The 16,432-nt window shown below is 66.3% G+C and carries 15 protein-coding genes, 1 tRNA gene and 1 pseudogene; 12 read left to right on the top strand and 5 right to left on the bottom strand.

Annotated elements, in window-relative coordinates; genetic code table 11:
- The first annotated feature begins 16 nt into the window (after nucleotides 1-16).
- The 7 genes and pseudogenes from H977_RS0113645 (at nucleotide 17) to H977_RS0113610 (ending at nucleotide 4,234) form a co-directional block, all read left to right on the top strand.
- The gene (locus H977_RS0113645; protein WP_029108398.1) at nucleotides 17-220 is read left to right on the top strand and encodes a DUF4244 domain-containing protein; all 204 of its coding nucleotides are present in this window, start codon (nucleotides 17-19) and stop codon (nucleotides 218-220) included.
- 8 nt (nucleotides 221-228) lie between these two features.
- The gene (locus tag H977_RS35825) at nucleotides 229-555 is read left to right on the top strand and encodes a TadE family type IV pilus minor pilin (protein WP_081681734.1); all 327 of its coding nucleotides are present in this window, start codon (nucleotides 229-231) and stop codon (nucleotides 553-555) included.
- Nucleotides 556-565: 10 nt separating this feature from the next.
- Nucleotides 566-892, top strand: a pseudogene (locus tag H977_RS35820) (Rv3654c family TadE-like protein); the annotation flags it as partial.
- Between the two features lie 289 nt (nucleotides 893-1,181).
- Nucleotides 1,182-1,319 (top strand): hypothetical protein, encoded by a 138-nt coding sequence (locus tag H977_RS35280; protein ID WP_155946632.1) that lies wholly within the window; start codon nucleotides 1,182-1,184, stop codon nucleotides 1,317-1,319.
- Between the two features lie 197 nt (nucleotides 1,320-1,516).
- Nucleotides 1,517-2,995, top strand: a complete 1,479-nt coding sequence (locus tag H977_RS33050) for an NCS1 family nucleobase:cation symporter-1 (protein WP_081681711.1) — start codon at nucleotides 1,517-1,519, stop codon at nucleotides 2,993-2,995.
- A gap of 48 nt (nucleotides 2,996-3,043) precedes the next feature.
- Entirely contained in the window at nucleotides 3,044-3,172 is a 129-nt protein-coding gene (locus tag H977_RS36055; protein WP_286162638.1) for a hypothetical protein, read from the top strand.
- A gap of 81 nt (nucleotides 3,173-3,253) precedes the next feature.
- Nucleotides 3,254-4,234, top strand: a complete 981-nt coding sequence (locus H977_RS0113610; RefSeq protein ID WP_029108395.1) for an isopenicillin N synthase family dioxygenase — start codon at nucleotides 3,254-3,256, stop codon at nucleotides 4,232-4,234.
- Between the two features lie 39 nt (nucleotides 4,235-4,273).
- Here H977_RS0113610 and H977_RS0113605 read toward each other — a convergent pair whose 3' ends face one another.
- Complete coding sequence (locus H977_RS0113605; RefSeq protein WP_029108394.1) at nucleotides 4,274-5,290, bottom strand: PAS domain-containing protein; 1,017 nt, start codon at nucleotides 5,288-5,290, stop codon at nucleotides 4,274-4,276.
- A 277-nt stretch (nucleotides 5,291-5,567) separates the two neighbouring features.
- Entirely contained in the window at nucleotides 5,568-7,919 is a 2,352-nt protein-coding gene (locus tag H977_RS0113600; protein ID WP_502691171.1) for a DEAD/DEAH box helicase, read from the bottom strand.
- A 301-nt stretch (nucleotides 7,920-8,220) separates the two neighbouring features.
- Between H977_RS0113600 and H977_RS0113595 the strand changes: the two genes are divergently transcribed.
- The 3 genes from H977_RS0113595 (at nucleotide 8,221) to topA (ending at nucleotide 12,025) form a co-directional block, all read left to right on the top strand.
- On the top strand, nucleotides 8,221-8,424 hold the full coding sequence (locus tag H977_RS0113595) for a cold-shock protein (RefSeq protein ID WP_006243848.1): 204 nt from the start codon (nucleotides 8,221-8,223) through the stop codon (nucleotides 8,422-8,424).
- A 96-nt stretch (nucleotides 8,425-8,520) separates the two neighbouring features.
- Nucleotides 8,521-9,114 (top strand): hypothetical protein, encoded by a 594-nt coding sequence (locus H977_RS0113590; protein WP_029108392.1) that lies wholly within the window; start codon nucleotides 8,521-8,523, stop codon nucleotides 9,112-9,114.
- Nucleotides 9,115-9,217: 103 nt separating this feature from the next.
- Nucleotides 9,218-12,025, top strand: a complete 2,808-nt coding sequence (topA, locus tag H977_RS0113585; protein ID WP_029108391.1) for a type I DNA topoisomerase — start codon at nucleotides 9,218-9,220, stop codon at nucleotides 12,023-12,025.
- A 75-nt stretch (nucleotides 12,026-12,100) separates the two neighbouring features.
- On the opposite strand, the gene H977_RS0113580 is transcribed toward topA, so the two are convergent.
- Nucleotides 12,101-13,705, bottom strand: a complete 1,605-nt coding sequence (locus H977_RS0113580; RefSeq protein WP_029108390.1) for an adenylate/guanylate cyclase domain-containing protein — start codon at nucleotides 13,703-13,705, stop codon at nucleotides 12,101-12,103.
- Nucleotides 13,706-13,787: 82 nt separating this feature from the next.
- On the opposite strand from H977_RS0113580, the gene H977_RS0113575 reads away from it, so the two are divergent.
- The gene (locus H977_RS0113575; protein WP_029108389.1) at nucleotides 13,788-15,008 is read left to right on the top strand and encodes a DNA polymerase III subunit delta'; all 1,221 of its coding nucleotides are present in this window, start codon (nucleotides 13,788-13,790) and stop codon (nucleotides 15,006-15,008) included.
- A 91-nt stretch (nucleotides 15,009-15,099) separates the two neighbouring features.
- A tRNA-Thr gene (locus H977_RS0113570) sits at nucleotides 15,100-15,175 on the top strand.
- Between the two features lie 11 nt (nucleotides 15,176-15,186).
- Here H977_RS0113570 and H977_RS0113565 read toward each other — a convergent pair.
- Together H977_RS0113565 and H977_RS0113560 are read right to left on the bottom strand one after the other, a co-directional pair.
- On the bottom strand, nucleotides 15,187-16,059 hold the full coding sequence (locus H977_RS0113565; RefSeq protein ID WP_029108388.1) for an alpha/beta fold hydrolase: 873 nt from the start codon (nucleotides 16,057-16,059) through the stop codon (nucleotides 15,187-15,189).
- Nucleotides 16,056-16,421, bottom strand: a complete 366-nt coding sequence (locus H977_RS0113560; protein ID WP_029108387.1) for a carboxymuconolactone decarboxylase family protein — start codon at nucleotides 16,419-16,421, stop codon at nucleotides 16,056-16,058. Before H977_RS0113560 ends, H977_RS0113565 begins: the two co-directional genes overlap by 4 nt.
- Between the last annotated feature and the right edge of the window lie 11 nt (nucleotides 16,422-16,432).

Raw genomic sequence — 16,432 nt, 5'->3', positions numbered from 1 at the left:
AAAGGGAGGAACAACCATGGCAGCAAACATGATTCGGCGGGCGTACGCCAGGGCGGCGCTGTTGATGCTCGACGAATCAGGGATGTCCACGGTCGAATACGCAATCGGGACCATTGCCGCGGCGGCCTTCGGGGCGATCCTCTACACAGTGGTCACCGGGGACTCGATCGTGACGGCACTGACCAACATCATCAGCCGGGCACTGAACACCAATATCTAGGTGACTGTCTGGATGACCGGGGCGCGGTCACGGTCGAGGCGGCTTTTGCCATCGCCTCACTGGTGGTTGTTCTGGCGTTGTGTGTGGGCGGCATCAGTGCGGTCGGCATGCAGATCCGCTGCATCGACGCCGCACGTGAAGCCGCCCGCCTTGCGGCCCGGGGCGAGGGTGAGGCGGCGACGGCAGTCGCTCGCCGGGTCGGCCCGTCGGGCGCGGTGGTGCACGTCGGCCAGGACGGCGGTTTGGTGGTGGTACGGGTCAGCGCGGCGACGATGCTGCCGGGGCTCACGGTGTCCGCGGAGGCCGCCGCGGTTCCCGAACCCGGCGTCGGGTGAGCGGGGGTCGGCCACGCTGGTGGCCGCAGCCATGATCGCGATGGTGATCGCGTTCGCCGCCGGCGGCGCCTACCTCGGCGCGGCGGTGACGGCCCGGCACCGGGCCCAAGCCGCGGCGGACCTGGCCGCCGTGGGCGCGGCCGGCGCGGTGGTGTCCGGTCCGGATGCGGCGTGCCGGCAGGCGGGCCAGGTGGCGACCCGAATGCGGTCGGTGGTCGCGGACTGCCGGATCGAGGGACTCGACGTGGTGCTCGAGGTTTCGGTTCCCGTTCGGCTCGGTCGGTGGGGAGTCGGCCCGGCTCGGGCGGCCGCGCGCGCCGGCCCGGTGGAAACCTAGTCGACGTCGTCGAGGTCGGCAAAGGTGGCGAAGTCGGTGTGCCGGCGGTGGATCACGTTGCGTTGGTGCAAGATCTGCATCGCTCGGCGCACAGTGATTCGTGTGATTCCCAGGATGGGCCCCGCCCCCTTGGTCCGGTGGAGTCCGCTGGTTAGGCACCCGAACCGGCCATGCATTTCTTCATGCGCGCGTTGCAGTGCGTAACACGGCGGTAGCACGCGACGGCTAATTTTGCGGCCATGCCTCGCCTCGGAGGCGTTTGAACCCTCAAATAGGAGCGGCACGACTGATGATTGTCCGTGGCATCTCTTTCGCGATGGTGGTGTGGGGCATCACCTTCACGGTTGAGGAGTGCCTGCGGGCGATCTCGGCCCAGCGGGTCCCGCTGGCGCTGCTGTCGATCTCAAAAGAGCGCGAGGGCCGCTAACCGCGCCACCCGTGTGTCCTACGCCCGGCGACCATCCGCGCGGACACCGATCAGCATCGAGCGGCTACGCAGCTGTCCGACTGTGCTCCCGCCACCATTTCTCCGTGCCCGCCGCACCGCCCGTGCCTGGTTCGAACCTCGCCCGATCGTGCCGCGCGACCCATTCGACTGCTTTATCCCTCAGGAAGTGAAACCTGATGTCCGTAAGCCCTTTACAGGATCCGCCGCTGCCCATTCTCCCTCCTGTCTCGCGATCGTCGCGCCTGCACAACGAGGATCTCGCGCCCGTCACGAAACGGAACTGGGGTGTCTACAACTTCTTTGCGATGTGGATGCAGGACATCCACAGCATCACCGTCTACACATTCGCCGCATCGTTGTTCTTCATGGGCCTCAATGGTGGCCAGGTGTTCATCGCACTCACGGTCAGCGTCTTGATCATCTGGGGTCTGATGAACCTGAGTGGGATCGCCGGCCAACGGACCGGTGTGCCGTTCCCGGTCCTGGCGCGCTCAAGTTTCGGAATCTGGGGCGCCAACATCCCGGCCATGATCCGGGCAGCGATCGCCGTCATCTACTACGGAATCCTGACCTACCTGGGTTCCACCGGTCTGCAGATCGCCGCACTGCGAATCGCGCACGGTGCTGTTGAACCTCTCACGCACCCAACCTTTCTCGGGCTTCATGCTCTCGGCTGGATCTGCTTCGCCATGATGTGGGTGATCCAGCTTCTGGTGGTGCGCCACGGCATGGATGCTGTCCGCCGGTTTCAGGACTGGGCCGGCCCCGCGGTGTGGGTGGTTATGTTCGCGCTTGCCATCTGGATGGTCATCAAGGCTGGGGGCAATGTTTCGTTCGATCTGAGCCCAAACCAGGCGCATGGCTGGGATCTCACCTACGAGATGTTCGCCGCGATCGCGCTCAACGTGTCGTTCTTTGCCACGTTCCTCGTCAACTTCGCCGACTTCGGCCGGCTCGCTCCGAACAAGCGGGCCATCACCCGCGGCAACTTCTTCGGCCTGCCGGTGAACTTCGTTCTGTTCGCGATCGTCGCGGTTACCGTCACGTCCGCGAGCATCGTCGTATTCGGTGAGGCCATCACCGACCCGGTGAAACTGATCGAAAAGACCGACAGCACAGCGATAATCCTGTTCGGCGCCCTGGTCTTCACGATCGCCACGATCGGTATCAACATCGTGGCCGACTTCATCTCCTGTGCCTACGACTTCTCGAATGTGGCGCCCAAACACATCAACTTCTTCCGAGGCGGTCTCATCGCAGCCGTGCTGTCTGTGCTGCCATTGCCGTGGCACCTGTACAACAATCCCGAGTCGATCGCCTACTTCGTCGGCGGACTCGGTGCCTTCCTCGGCCCGCTATTCGGCGTGCTGATGTCGGACTACTGGATCATCCGGCGCGGCCACGTCGACGTCGACCATCTTTTCCGCGCGGATCCCGGCGGCAAGTACTACTTCACCCGTGGGTTCAATCCGAGAGCCCTGGTCGCGCTGGTTCCGGCCACGGTCGTCGCGGCGATCCTGGCCCTGGTTCCCACCTTCGGTGTGTGGGCACCGTTCTCATGGGCGATCGGCGCCATCCTGGCCACGTTGTTCTACGTCCCCATCGCCTGGTCGACCCGCCAATCGGAATCCGGCACCGAGGTGGTGCCGGCGTGACTCGGATCGTGGTGATGAACTGCAACACACGGTTATCGATGACCGCCGATGACCCCCGATTCCCCCGAGGTGTACTACGACAGCTTCGTCGACGCAGTTGTGATGGCAGGGTTCGGGGAACATGGCCGCGAGGGGGCGCCGTCGCACTCGCTGAAGATCTCGTCGCAATGTCGCTGACTACCAGCAAGATCCGGACCTACGCCGCCGGTCCCAAGCAACGGGCAGGATGGCCCATCACCCGCGCAAAGGGAGACACTGATGTCTGACACCGTCCCGCTCATCGATCTCGGGCGAGCGCGTGGCAGCACCCAGGACCGCCAACGGGTAGCCCGGCAGATCGACGATGCCAACTCCCAGGTCGGATTCCTGGCGGTGATCAACCACGGCGTCTCACCTCGGTTGCTCGATGACATGTACGACGTCACCGCCGAGTTCTTTGAATGCGGCGACGCCGAAAAGCTCGCAGTGCGTGCTCAACCGGGCACCAGCCGGGGCTACATGCCCCCGAAATCAAGGGCACTGGCCCGTACCCGCGGCAAGATGACCCCGGCTGACTTGGTCGAGTTCTTCTCCATCGGCCTGCCTGATGTCCCCACGGGTGACGCCTGGTTCACCCGAGCCCGCCAACACGGACACTTCCATGACAACCTGTGGCCGGACAGCCCTGCGTTCCGCGCCACATGGGAGCGCTACTACTACGAAATGTCTTGCCTGGCCTTCGATGTGATGCGACTCTTTGCACTGGCCCTCGGCCTCGACGAGCATTGGTTCGACGACAAAGTCGACAAGCCGATCAGTAACCTGTTCGCCAATCACTATCCGCCACTTGACCGGCAGCCCGAACCCGGCCAACTGCGCATCGGCGAGCACACCGACTACGGAAGCCTGACCCTGCTCTATCAACGTGACGCCGTGGGTGGGCTCGAGGTGAATCTCGACGACAGCTGGATCCCCGTGGTGCCGATCCCCGACTCGTTCGTCGTCAACATCGGTGACCTGATGGCGCGGTGGACCAACGACAAATGGATCTCGACCCTGCACCGCGTGCAGAACCCCACCATCACCGGACCCGCAAGCCGCCGACTGTCACTGCCGTTCTTCTGCCAACCCAACTATGACGCGGTCATCGAGACGGTGCCGACCTGTCTCAGCGCCCTCACACCCTCGCGGTATCCAACAATCACCGCGGGCGACAACGTCACCAACAAAACCGACGCCAGCTTCGAGGTGAAGAACTGAACACGATTCGATACAGCGAGGAGTAGGCGGGGCGGGACGCTAGTCGAGGTCTGCCGCGACTACCTCGTCGTCGGTGGGCAGCCGCAGCGCGATGAGGCCGGCGAACGTGTCCTCGTCGAGTTCGATGCGGTTGATCGTCATGTGCACGGGTTGCCAGCCGCCGTCCTCGGCGCGCATCCGCAACACGGCCGTGGTGACACCGTCGGTGAAATCCGCGGTCATCCGGGCCATGTGCCGGGCGTCGGCCGGGTGGATGCGGGCCTGCCCGCCGTCGCGGTTACGCCAGTCGAAGAATGGCGCGGGTTCGTCGAGCCATTTCAGCAGTTTCCAGTCGTCGAGGCCGACCAGTGCGCGGTGCACACCCGGCTGGGCGAGTCCGTCGAGGATGCGTTGGGCCAGATTGTCGGGGCGCACCACAGCTTTTTCACGTTCGCTGCGCCAGTTCATCGCGCGGCAGATCAGTCGCTCGGAGCCGTCGTCGTGAGGTTCGAGAGTCACTCGGGCAACGAAGCCCACGGTGATGAGCTCTCCGTTGTGGTCGGTGACATCCCAGGTGGTGCACAACGTACTGCCCACCACCGGTTTGAGTGTCATGGCCAGGACCTTCGCCTCACTGCCGTTGAGGTCCCTGCCAGGCAGATCATCGGCGAACGCCCGGTCGTGGGTGGCTTCGGTCTCGGGGTTCATGCCGCTGTTGTGCAGGGATTCGGCGGTATCGGTGGCCACGCCCGTCGTCAGATCCCAGACCAGTGGGCCCGGAACGGGGCGTTGCGGCGGCTCCGCATCGGTCGGTCCGATCCAGACGTGCACCCCGTGGATGTGTCCGTCCGACATCCGCACCACCTCGGTGCGGATTACGCGGTCATTCTTCGGAGTGATGCTGCTGAGACCCTGGCCGGCCTGCACCGTTTCCCTGATCGCGCTCTGAATCGCCATCAGATGCGGATTTCGGCGCAGAAACACACTGATCGGGACGAGGTTCTTCGTCTGCAGACCTCGTGCGACCACCGCAGGCTCGCTACCCAGTGTCTCCACGAGCAGCCAGTCGTGGGTCATGCGCGGCATTTTACCGGCGTGGCCGTTGCGGCCTTCACGTTCGATGACGACGGATTCCGTAGCTAAAGCCCGCGGATCGCGGTCACGGGTTACCCATGTCGGGTCTGTCGGGTTGCGAACATGAGTGAGTTCACGTAATTTGCCACTGCGCCCGGCCTCCGGGATTGGGAACGGATCGCGTTGTCCGACCGTTCGTCGCAACGTCTGTGTGTTCGGCGTGGCCGAATGCAGCCACGTAGTTGTCGATCCGCGTAGTCGGCCGTCGAGGGGTCGGTCGTCAACGCGGTCGGGGGATCGCTGAGGAAGTACTCAGCGCGCCGAGCACCAGGCGGAGCACTTTTACCGCGCCCGATTTGTCCAGCGGGTCATTGCCGTTTCCGCATTTCGGTGACTGCACGCAGGAGGGGCAGCCGTTCGGGCATTCGCAGGCCTCGATCGCATCGGCCGTCGCGCCCCACCACGTACCCAGATTGCGGAATCCGCGGTCGGCGAAACCGGCACCGCCCGGATAGCCGTCGTAGACGAAGATCGACGGCAGGCCGTCCACCGGCCCGACGGCTGTCGAGACCCCGCCGATGTCGCCCCGATCGCAGCTGGCCACCAGCGGAAGCAGGCCGATCGCGGCGTGTTCTGCCGCGTGCAGGCTCCCGGGCACGGCGAGTAAGTCAATGCCGTTGTCCTGCAACGACTCCGGGGTGACGGTGCACATCACCGCCATGGTGTCCAGCGTGCTGGGCGGCATGTCCAGCTCCACGAAGTCGATCACCTCGCCGTCGATGCGCCGGCGCAGGTAGCCGACCACGGTGTTGGTCACCGACACCGGGACCAGACCCACCGTGACCGGGCCGAACTCCCTACGCTCGCCGGGTCCGGTCACCGATATGTCGGTGAGTTCCCTGGCGAACGTGCTGTAGCCGGGGTCCGCGGCATACACGAATGCGACACCGTCCTCGAAAGACAGCGAGTCGACCAGGTAGGTCTCGCCCTGGTGCAGATACACCGCACCCGGATGCAGCGTGGCTGCCGCTCGGCCCGCTCCCGTGCTGCCCAGCATCCGGCCGGTCTCGGCCTCCAGGATCGCGATCTGGCCACCGCTGGAGCCACGGATGTCCACGGCCGGGTGCGGATCCACCCCGGGAGCGGGGAAGTAGCCGCCCGGGCGCTTGCGCAACAAGCCGTCGTCGACGAGAGTCTCGGCCACCGCCTCGGCGCTCCACAGCCGGACCTCGGCCTCGGTGAGCGGCAGCTCGGCTGCGGCGCAGAGCAATTGCGGGCCGAGCACATGCGGATTCGTCGGGTCGATCACCACGCGCTCGATCGGTTTGTCCAACAGCGCCGCGGGATGGTGCACGAGGTAGGTGTCCAGGGGATCGTCGCGGGCGATCAACACGATGAGCGCGCCCTGTCCGCGCCTGCCGGACCGGCCGGCCTGCTGCCAGAACGAGGTGACGGTGCCGGGGAAGCCGGCCAGCACCACCGCGTCCAACCCGGCGATGTCGATGCCGAGTTCGAGAGCGTTGGTGGTGGCCAGCCCGCGAAGCCGCCCGTCGGTCAGCGCGTGTTCCAGCTCCCGGCGGTCCTCCGCGAGATAGCCGGCGCGGTAGGACGCCACCTGATCGGCCAGCTCGGGGGCGGTCTCCTCCAGCCGGGCCCGGGTTCCCAGCGCGGTGAGTTCGGCGCCGCGCCGGGACCGGACGAACGTCAGGGTGCGTGCCCCTTCGGACATCAGGTCGGCCATCACCCGCGCAGCCTCGGCGCCGGCCGAACGTCGTACCGGCGCGCCGTTCTCGCCGATGAGGTCGGTCAGCAGAGCCGGCTCCCACAGCGCGATCGTGCGTGCGCCTTGCGGGGAGCCGTCCTCGGTCACCTCGGCGACGGTCTGTCCGATCAGCTCGGCGGCGGTCTCGGCGGGTGATGCCGTGGTGGCGCTGGCGAAGATCACCGTCGGCCCCGAACCGTCGGGGGAGTATCGGGCACACAGCCGGAGCAGCCGACGCAGCACCATGGCCACGTTGGAGCCGAAAATGCCACGGTAGTAATGACATTCGTCGACGACGATGAACTTGAGATGGCGCAGGAACACGGCCCATCGGGCATGGTTGCGCAGCAGCGACAGGTGGATCATGTCGGGATTGGAGAAGATCCACCGTGAGCGCTCCCTGGCGAACCGGCGCACCTCGGTGGCGCTGTCGCCGTCGTATGGCGCGGGCGCGACGTCGCGCAATGCGGCCACCGTCTCGGTCAGGGTCTGGGCCGTGCGCAGCTGGTCGTGACCCAGCGCCTTGGTCGGTGACAGGTAGAGCACGCGAGCCTGCCGGTCCTCGGCCAACGCCGTCAGGATCGGCAGCTGATAGGCGAGGGACTTGCCCGACGCGGTTCCGGTGGACACGACCACGTGGCGCCCGTCGTGGGCCAGATCGGCGGCGGCGAGCTGGTGCGACCACGGCGCGGCGATCCCCCGGTCGGTCAACGCCCGGACGACCTCAGGATGGGCCCACTGCGGCCACTGCAGCGGTTTGCCCTGCCGCGCCGGTATATCCGCGACATGGCGTAGCGGATCTTCGCCGGAAGGAGTGCCGTCGACAGCGCAAGCGAGCAGCTCACGGCCGAAATCGGACCCCTGATGCAGCACCGCTCGCCCTCCTACGCTCCACCCCGCCGTTGTCGGCCCGGATTTGTAAACGAATTGTTCACCACGCGCCGAGTTTCGAGACTGTCGCGGGAGCCCCGAACATGATTGACTGATCACGGTCGCAGCTTCTGTGTTTGTACTCGCACTCGCAGGATCGTCGTTGCGATCGCGGTTCCTGCGAGGGTTGTAGGTCGGGTCAGTTCCGACGACTCGCGCGTTGGTATGGCGGTCGGAACGGGCCCGGTACATCGGAAGTCGGTGGACCGCACCCGGTTGAAAGAGAAGGAAAGAACAAAAGATGCCACAGGGAACTGTGAAGTGGTTCAACGCGGAGAAGGGCTTCGGCTTCATTGCTCCGGAGGACGGCTCTGCCGACGTGTTTGTCCACTACACGGAAATCCAGGGCAGCGGTTTCCGCACCCTGGAGGAGAACCAGAAGGTTGAGTTCGAGGTCGGCCAGAGCCCCAAGGGGCCGCAGGCTACGGGTGTTCGGGCCGTCTGAGCCACAAAACCCAACGAGACACCCTCGCGTGAGTCCGCATAGGACACCGCGGGGGTGTTCTCGTTTTTGAGGCCTGTGCTGGCCTAGTGTCGATTCGTGAGCCAGCTGTCCTTCTTCTCGGCCGAGTCGGTGCCGCCCGCGGTGGCCGACCTGACCGGGGTGCTCGCCGGACCCGGACAGATCGTTCTGTCGGGTAACGGGGGCCAGCAGGCGGCCCGGATCTCGGTGGTCGTCGACCAGATGTGGCGAGCCCAGGGCTTGGCCGAGATGATCAGCGAGGCCGGGCTCGTGTCGGAGATCTCGCGGACCGACGAGAACAATCCGCTGGTGCGTACGGCACCGGATCCGCAGCTGATGCTGATCGCGCGGGAATGGACCAGGGGCGCGGTCAAGACAGTGCCGCCCGGATGGCTTCCCGGGGCCCGTGAGCTGCGGGCTTGGACTTTGGCGGCCGGCGAACCCGAAGCCGACGACCGCTATCTCCTGGGGCTCGACCCACATGCGCCCGACACCCATCCCGCGCTGGCCGCGGCCATGATGCGGGTGGGAATCGCTCCGACGCTGATCGGTACGAGAGGTTCACATCCGGCCCTGCGGATCGGTGGGCGGCGACGCCTGTCACGCCTGGTGGAAAACGTCGGGGAACCACCGGGGGAGGGCGCGGCGTTGGCGCATTGGCCCAGTATTTAATGGTGCCCACGCGGAGAGCCGGTTTGCGTAGGCTCGCGCGTAATGCGAAATTGTCAGTTGCCGGGCATGGCGCGGCAACTATAGAAGTGGAGCGTAAGCACAGTTGGCTGGCGATAGCGGCAGCGGTAGCAAGGGAAACGTCCGGCGACTCGTGATTGTGGAGTCGCCGACAAAAGCGCGGAAGATCGCTGGCTACCTGGGCTCCAATTATGTGGTCGAATCCTCGCGGGGACACATTCGTGACCTGCCGCGCAATGCCGCGGACGTGCCCGCCAAGTACAAATCCGAACCGTGGGCGCGCCTCGGGGTCAATGTCGACGACAACTTCGAACCGCTCTACATCGTCAGCCCCGAGAAGAAGAGCACCGTCACGGAGCTGAAGGACCTGCTCAAGGGCGTTGACGAGCTCTACCTCGCGACGGACGGTGACCGCGAGGGCGAGGCGATCGCCTGGCACCTGCTGGAGACGCTGAAGCCCAAGGTGCCGGTCCGGCGGATGGTGTTCCACGAGATCACCGAACCGGCCATCCGCGCCGCCGCCGAAAACCCGCGTGACCTGGACATCGCCCTGGTCGACGCGCAGGAAACCCGCCGCATCCTCGACCGGCTCTACGGCTACGAAGTCTCGCCTGTGCTGTGGAAGAAGGTCGCGCCGAAGTTGTCGGCGGGCCGCGTGCAGTCGGTGGCCACGCGCATCATCGTGCAGCGTGAGCGGGAGCGCATGGCGTTCCGCAGCGCTGCGTACTGGGATGTCAGCGCTGAGCTGGACGCGTCGGTGTCCGATCCGCAGGCCACCCCGCCCAAGTTCACCGCCAAACTCAACACCGTCGACGGCCGCCGCGTTGCCGCAGGCCGCGATTTCGACTCGCTGGGCCAGCTGAAGAAGCCCGACGAGGTGCTGGTGCTCGACGAGGCCAGTGCAGGTGCCCTGGCCGCCGGGCTGCGCGGTGCCCAGCTGGCCGTCAGCTCCGTCGAGCAGAAGCCGTACACCCGGCGCCCGTACGCGCCGTTCATGACGTCGACGCTGCAGCAGGAGGCCGCCCGCAAGCTGCGGTTCTCCTCGGAGCGCACCATGAGCATCGCGCAGCGGTTGTACGAGAACGGCTACATCACCTACATGCGTACCGACTCCACGACGCTGTCGGAGTCCGCGATCAACGCCGCGCGCAACCAGGCCAGGCAGCTCTACGGCGACGAGTACGTGCATCCGTCGCCGCGGCAGTACACGCGCAAGGTCAAGAACGCCCAGGAGGCCCACGAGGCCATCCGCCCTGCCGGTGACGTGTTCCAGACCCCGGGCCAGCTGCACGCGCAGCTCGACACCGACGAGTTCCGGCTCTACGAGCTGATCTGGCAGCGCACCGTGGCCTCACAGATGGCCGATGCGCGCGGCACCACGCTGTCGCTGCGCATCGCCGGTGCCGCCAGTTCGGGCGAGCAGGTCGTGTTCAACGCCTCCGGTCGCACCATCACGTTCCCGGGCTTCCTCAAGGCCTACGTCGAGAGTCTTGACGAGCAGGCCGGCGGCGAAGCCGACGACGCCGAGAGCCGTCTGCCGAACCTGACTCAGGGGCAGCGCGTCGACGCCGCCGACCTGACCGCTGATGGACACACCACCAGCCCGCCGGCCCGCTACACCGAGGCCTCGCTGATCAAGTCTCTCGAAGAACTGGGCATCGGACGGCCGTCGACGTACAGCTCGATCATCAAGACCATCCAGGACCGCGGCTACGTGGTCAAAAAGGGCAGCGCCCTGGTGCCGTCCTGGGTCGCCTTCGCCGTGGTCGGACTGCTCGAACAGCACTTCGGCCGGCTGGTGGACTACGACTTCACCGCGGCCATGGAGGACGAGCTCGACGAGATCGCCAACGGTCAGGAGCAGCGCACCAACTGGCTGTCCAACTTCTACTTCGGTGGTGATCACGGCGTCGAGGGCTCGATCGCCAGGGCCGGTGGGCTCAAGCACCTCGTGGGTGGAAATCTCGAGGGCATCGACGCGCGAGAAGTCAACTCCATCAAGCTCTTCGGCGATGCCGAAGGTCGCGCGATCGTCGTCCGGGTGGGCCGTAACGGGCCGTACCTGGAGCGCATGATCGCCGACCCGGATAATCCCGGGGAGCTCAAGCCGCAGCGCGCCAATCTCAAGGATGAGCTGACTCCTGACGAGCTGACTCTGGAGCTGGCCGAAAAGCTCTTCGCCACACCACAAGAGGGCCGGGTGCTGGGCGTCGACCCGGCCACCGGGCACGAAATCGTCGCCAAGGACGGACGATTCGGCCCCTACGTCACCGAGATCCTCCCGGAACCTCCCGAGGATCCGGATGCCGGGGCGACAGCCAAGAAGGGCAAGAAGCCGACCGGCCCGAAGCCTCGCACCGGATCGCTCTTGCGCTCAATGGATCTGGAGACGGTGACGCTCGACGACGCGCTCAAGCTGCTGTCGCTGCCTCGCGTTGTCGGTGTCGATCCGTCGAACAACGAGGAGATCACCGCGCAGAACGGCCGTTACGGCCCATACCTCAAGCGCGGCACCGACTCTCGTTCGCTGGCCACCGAAGAGCAGATGTTCACCATCACCCTCGACGAGGCGCTCAAGATCTACGCCGAGCCCAAGCGTCGTGGGCGCCAGGCCGCCGCGGCCCCGCCGCTGCGCGAACTGGGCACCGACCCGGCCTCGGGCAAGCCGATGGTGATCAAGGACGGCCGTTTCGGGCCCTACGTCACCGATGGTGAGACCAACGCCAGCCTGCGCAAGGGTGACGACGTCCAGTCGATCACCGACGAGCGGGCCTCCGAGCTGCTGGCCGACCGCCGCGCCCGCGGGCCGGTCAAGAAGGCCGCGAAGAAAGCCCCGGCCAAGAAGGCTGCCAAGAAGGCCCCGGCGAAGAAGGCTGCCGCCAAGAAGGCCTAGCCTCTGCGCCGAGCGGCCAGTTGTGGCACGCGATCCGCGAAAAGGCGTGCATCAAGTGGCCATTCGGCGACTTGGCTAGCCCGTGGCGTCGCTCTGCGTTTCGCGCTCCAGATGGCGCGGCAGCACCAGGTTCACCGGGCGGGCCAACTGGGTGGGCACGGTGCGCCCACGCAACTCGACGATCTCGCCGACGTCCCAGCACAACGCCTCGGCGTCGAGCGCGCCGCTGACCGCGATGGCCGAGGCCAGCACGTGGCCTTCCTCAAGCTTGGCGAGCTCGGTGAGCCGGGCGGCCTCATTCACGGGGTCGCCGATCACGGTGTACTCGAAACGGGCCTGAGCGCCGATGTGGCCGGCGATCGCCCGTCCGGCCGAGACCCCGATACCGAACTCGGTGTCGGTGCCCAGCACGCTGAGCAGCTCGTCGTGCAGTTCGCGGGACGCGGCCAGCGCGCCGCCCGAGGCGTCGGGATGCTCGATGGGTGCGCCGAAGATGGCCAGCGCCGCGTCACCCTGGAACTTGTTGACGAATCCACCGTGACGGTTCACGGTGTCGACGATGACCCGGAAGAACTCGTTGAGCAGGTTCACCACTTCGGCGGCCGGGATGGTCGACGCCAAATGCGTCGACCCCACCAGGTCCACGAACAGCACCGCCACGTCGCGTTCCTGACCGCCCAGCTCGGTGCCCCGCTCCAGGGCACGCCGGGCCACGTCCTCACCCACGTACCGGCCGAACAGGTCACGCAACCGTTGCCGCTCGGCCAGCTCACGCACCATGTCGTTGAACCCGGCCTGCAGCAGGCCCAGCTCACTGGCGTCGTAGATCTGCATGTGCGCGTTGTAGTTGCCGCGCTGCACCTCGCCCAGTGCCCAGCGCAGCTGACGCAGCGGGTCGGCGATCGACATCGCCACCAGCAGGGTGCCGGCCAGCCCGATCACCAGCGCCGCGATGGCCAGCAGCAACAGCGGGGTGATCAGCCGATCGGCGGACGCGGTGAGGATCGAGAACTTGCTGGCCACCAGGGCCAACACGATGGCCAGGACCGGCACACCTGTCGAGAGCACCCAGGTCAGCACCTGGCGCAGGATCACCCCGGGAGCGCGGAAGTTCTCCGGCACCCCGCCGCGCAGCGCGGCGACCGCGACCGGCCGCAACACGCGCTCGGACTGCAGGTAGCCGATGATCGCGGTGGCGGTCGCTCCCAGCGCCGTGGCGACCAGGACCACGGGAGCCGATTTACTGGCGACCGGCCAGCTGGCCACGATGAACACGATGGAACCCAGAAACCAGTTCGTGACGCTGATCAGGGTGCGGTAGAACGGCATCTTCAGCGCTCGCACGCGGGCGAGCTCGGTGATGCCGGGATCGGACTTGGCCAGCAGCGTGTCACGGCGCTGCCACCGGATCACCGGGATCAGCAGCCGCAGGGCCAGGTAGGCGCCGACGGTGAACGACACGAACAGGTAGCCGAGGAAGACCGCCAGGTTGGCGACCGGAAGATCCTGGAGCTGGATCCGGTCTTCGGGTGGTAGACCGAAGCGGAGGAAGCCCAGCACGAACAGCGCGCCGATGATGTCGGCCTGAAGCATGCCGAGGGTGAACACCGGCCACGGGGTACGCGCCACCCACCGCGCGAATGCACCGATTCGCGCGATCGGTATGGGCTCCGTGGTCACCTGTTCACCGTATCGGGCCGCAGGGACGTTGAGCGTCTGCTGTGACGTGGTTGTGTCGGCTTGACCACTACTGTTGGGGACGATGAGCGGGGTCTTTTCGCGGCTGGTAGGCCAGCACGCGGTGGAACAGGAGCTGGTGGCGGCCGCGATGGCGGCCCGGGGTGACACCCGTAGTGATTCGGGGCACAGCGCCACCAGTGTGGGCACCATGACACATGCTTGGTTGATCACCGGCCCGCCCGGATCGGGGCGCTCGGTGGCGGCGCTGTGTTTCGCGGCGGCCCTTCAGTGCACCTCTGACGGGGTTCCCGGGTGCGGGCAGTGCCGGGCGTGCACGACGACGATGGCCGGCACCCATGCCGATGTGCGCCGCATCGTGCCCGAGGGGCTGTCGATCGCGGTCAAGGACATGCGCGAGATCGTCCAGATCGCGTCGCGCCGCCCCGGGACCGGACGGTGGCAGATCGTCGTGATCGAGGATGCCGACCGGCTCACCGAAGGCGCGGCCAACGCGCTGCTCAAGGTGGTGGAGGAGCCGCCACCGTCGACCGTGTTCCTGCTGTGTGCGCCGTCGGTGGACCCCGAGGACATCGCGATCACATTGCGCTCGCGGTGCCGGCACGTCGCGCTGACCACCCCATCGGTGGACGCGATCGCCGACGTCCTGATCTCCGGAGACGGGCTGCCGGAGGCGGACGCCCGCTGGGCGGCGTCGGTCAGCGGCGGGCATGTGGGTCGCGCCCGCCGGCTGGCGACCGATCCCGAGGCCAGGGAGCGTCGCAAACGGGCGCTCGGGCTGGCCCGGGACGCAGCGACGCCGACGCGGGCCTACGCGGCGGCTGAGGAGATGGTGGCCGTCGCCGAGGCCGAGGCATTGGCGTTGACCGTCGGACGCAACGAGACCGAGACCGAGGAGCTCAAGACTGCTCTCGGCGCGGGCGGGACCGGAAAAGGCACCGCGGCGACCACCCGTGGGACCGCCGGAGCGCTGAAAGACTTGGAGAGGCGGCAGAAATCGAGGCAGACCCGGGCGTCCCGCGATGCGCTGGACCGGGCCCTGATCGACCTGGCCACCTACTTCCGTGATGCGCTGCTCGTCTCCTCGGGCGCCGGCGGTGTCACGGCGAATCACCCGGACATGGCCGAGAAAGTCGAGGCCATGGCTGCTCACGTGCCACCGGACCGGCTGCTGCGCTGTATCGAGGCCGTGCTGGAATGTCGCGAAGCTCTGGCGGTCAACGTCAAGCCGAAGTTCGCCGTCGATGCCATGGTGGCCACTGTCGGGCAGGCGCTGCGTGGGTGACGTCCGGAGGGCGGGACGTAGCGACTCGGGGATCACTTTGGAGGCTCGGGCATGGCTGCCGTAGACTCGTGCCGCCCGGTTCGCCGAGCGCGCCACCCTAGCTCAGTCGGTAGAGCAATTCACTCGTAATGAATAGGTCAGGGGTTCGATTCCCCTGGGTGGCTCCATTTTTTTTGCGTCAATCGGCGTGGACGGTGGTCAGGAACTCGTCGACCAACGGAACCACCTCGTCGAGGTGGGTTTCCAGTAGCCAGTGCCCGCCATCGAGCAGGTGAATCGCTGCGTCGGGCAGATCGCGTAGATATGCGCGGGCCGACTTCTCCGGCATGTAGCCATCGTGCGGACCCCAGACGATCAATGTCGGCGGCTGGCGCTCACGCAGGTAGGCCTGTTCGTCGGCGAACCAGTCCAGGGTCGTGGGTTGATCCTCCAATAGCCGGATCAGATTGGCGATTCGCTCAGGTGTGGACATCAGCGACCAGTGCAGTGTCCACAGGTCGGGGCTGATCCGATCGGCGACGTCCTCGGGAAGCTCACCGCGGAACTCGGTTTCGAAACCGTGCAAGCTGACGTGCTGGGCAATCTGGCGTCGGGCCTCGGGCCCGGGATTGCTCCAGGATTCCTTGAGGAAGTCGTACTTCGGGCCGAAGGCGTCTTCGTAGATGTCACCGTTCTGGATGACCAGGCCCGCAACCCGTTCCGGCTTGGCGATGGCGAGCTGGAAGCCGAATTGAGATCCGTAGTCGTGCAACCAGATCGCATAGCGGCTCAGGTGCATGGCGTCGACGAAGGACTGGAGGAAACGGCTGTACGCGGTGAAGGTGTATGCGAAGTCGTCGGGTGAAGGCGTTGCGCTGTAACCGAATCCGGGTAGATCCGGCGCGATCAGCCGCCAGCGGTCGCCCAGGCGCGCCATCAGGTTGCGGTAGACGTAAGACGAGGCCGGGTAGCCGTGGGGGAGTAGTAACGCCGGAGCGTCGACGGGGCCGGCCGCCCGGTAGAAGGTGTCGATGCCGTCGACGGTGGTCCGGTGATGGGTTACTGCGGTCACGAACCGTCGAGTACCCCTTTGGCCGCTTTCATCGCAGTGTTGGCGTTGGGGAATCCGGCGTAGCCGCTGGAGTGGTAGATGACCTCGGCGATCTCGTCCTCGGTGAGGCCGTTTCTCAGGCCGATCCTGACGTGTGACTCGAACTCGTCGGTGGCCCGCAGGGCGATCAGAATGCCCATGGTGACCAGGCTGCGATCACGCCGGCTCAGCCCTTCGCGGCTCCACAGCCGACCGAAGACATTGTCGACTCCGATGGCCATCATCTCGTCGCCGAATGATCCGTCTGGCTCGACGACGCCTGCCGGCAGGTGCGGAACCATCTCCTGGAGGACTCGCAGGCCCTGTTCACGTACGTCTGTCATGCCTGCCAGCT

The sequence above is a fragment of the Mycobacterium sp. URHD0025 genome (genome assembly GCF_000426065.1).
Taxonomy (GTDB): Bacteria; Actinomycetota; Actinomycetes; order Mycobacteriales; family Mycobacteriaceae; genus Mycobacterium.
Note: the sequence above shows the minus strand (reverse complement) of the source record. Positions and strands in the feature narration are given on the sequence as shown.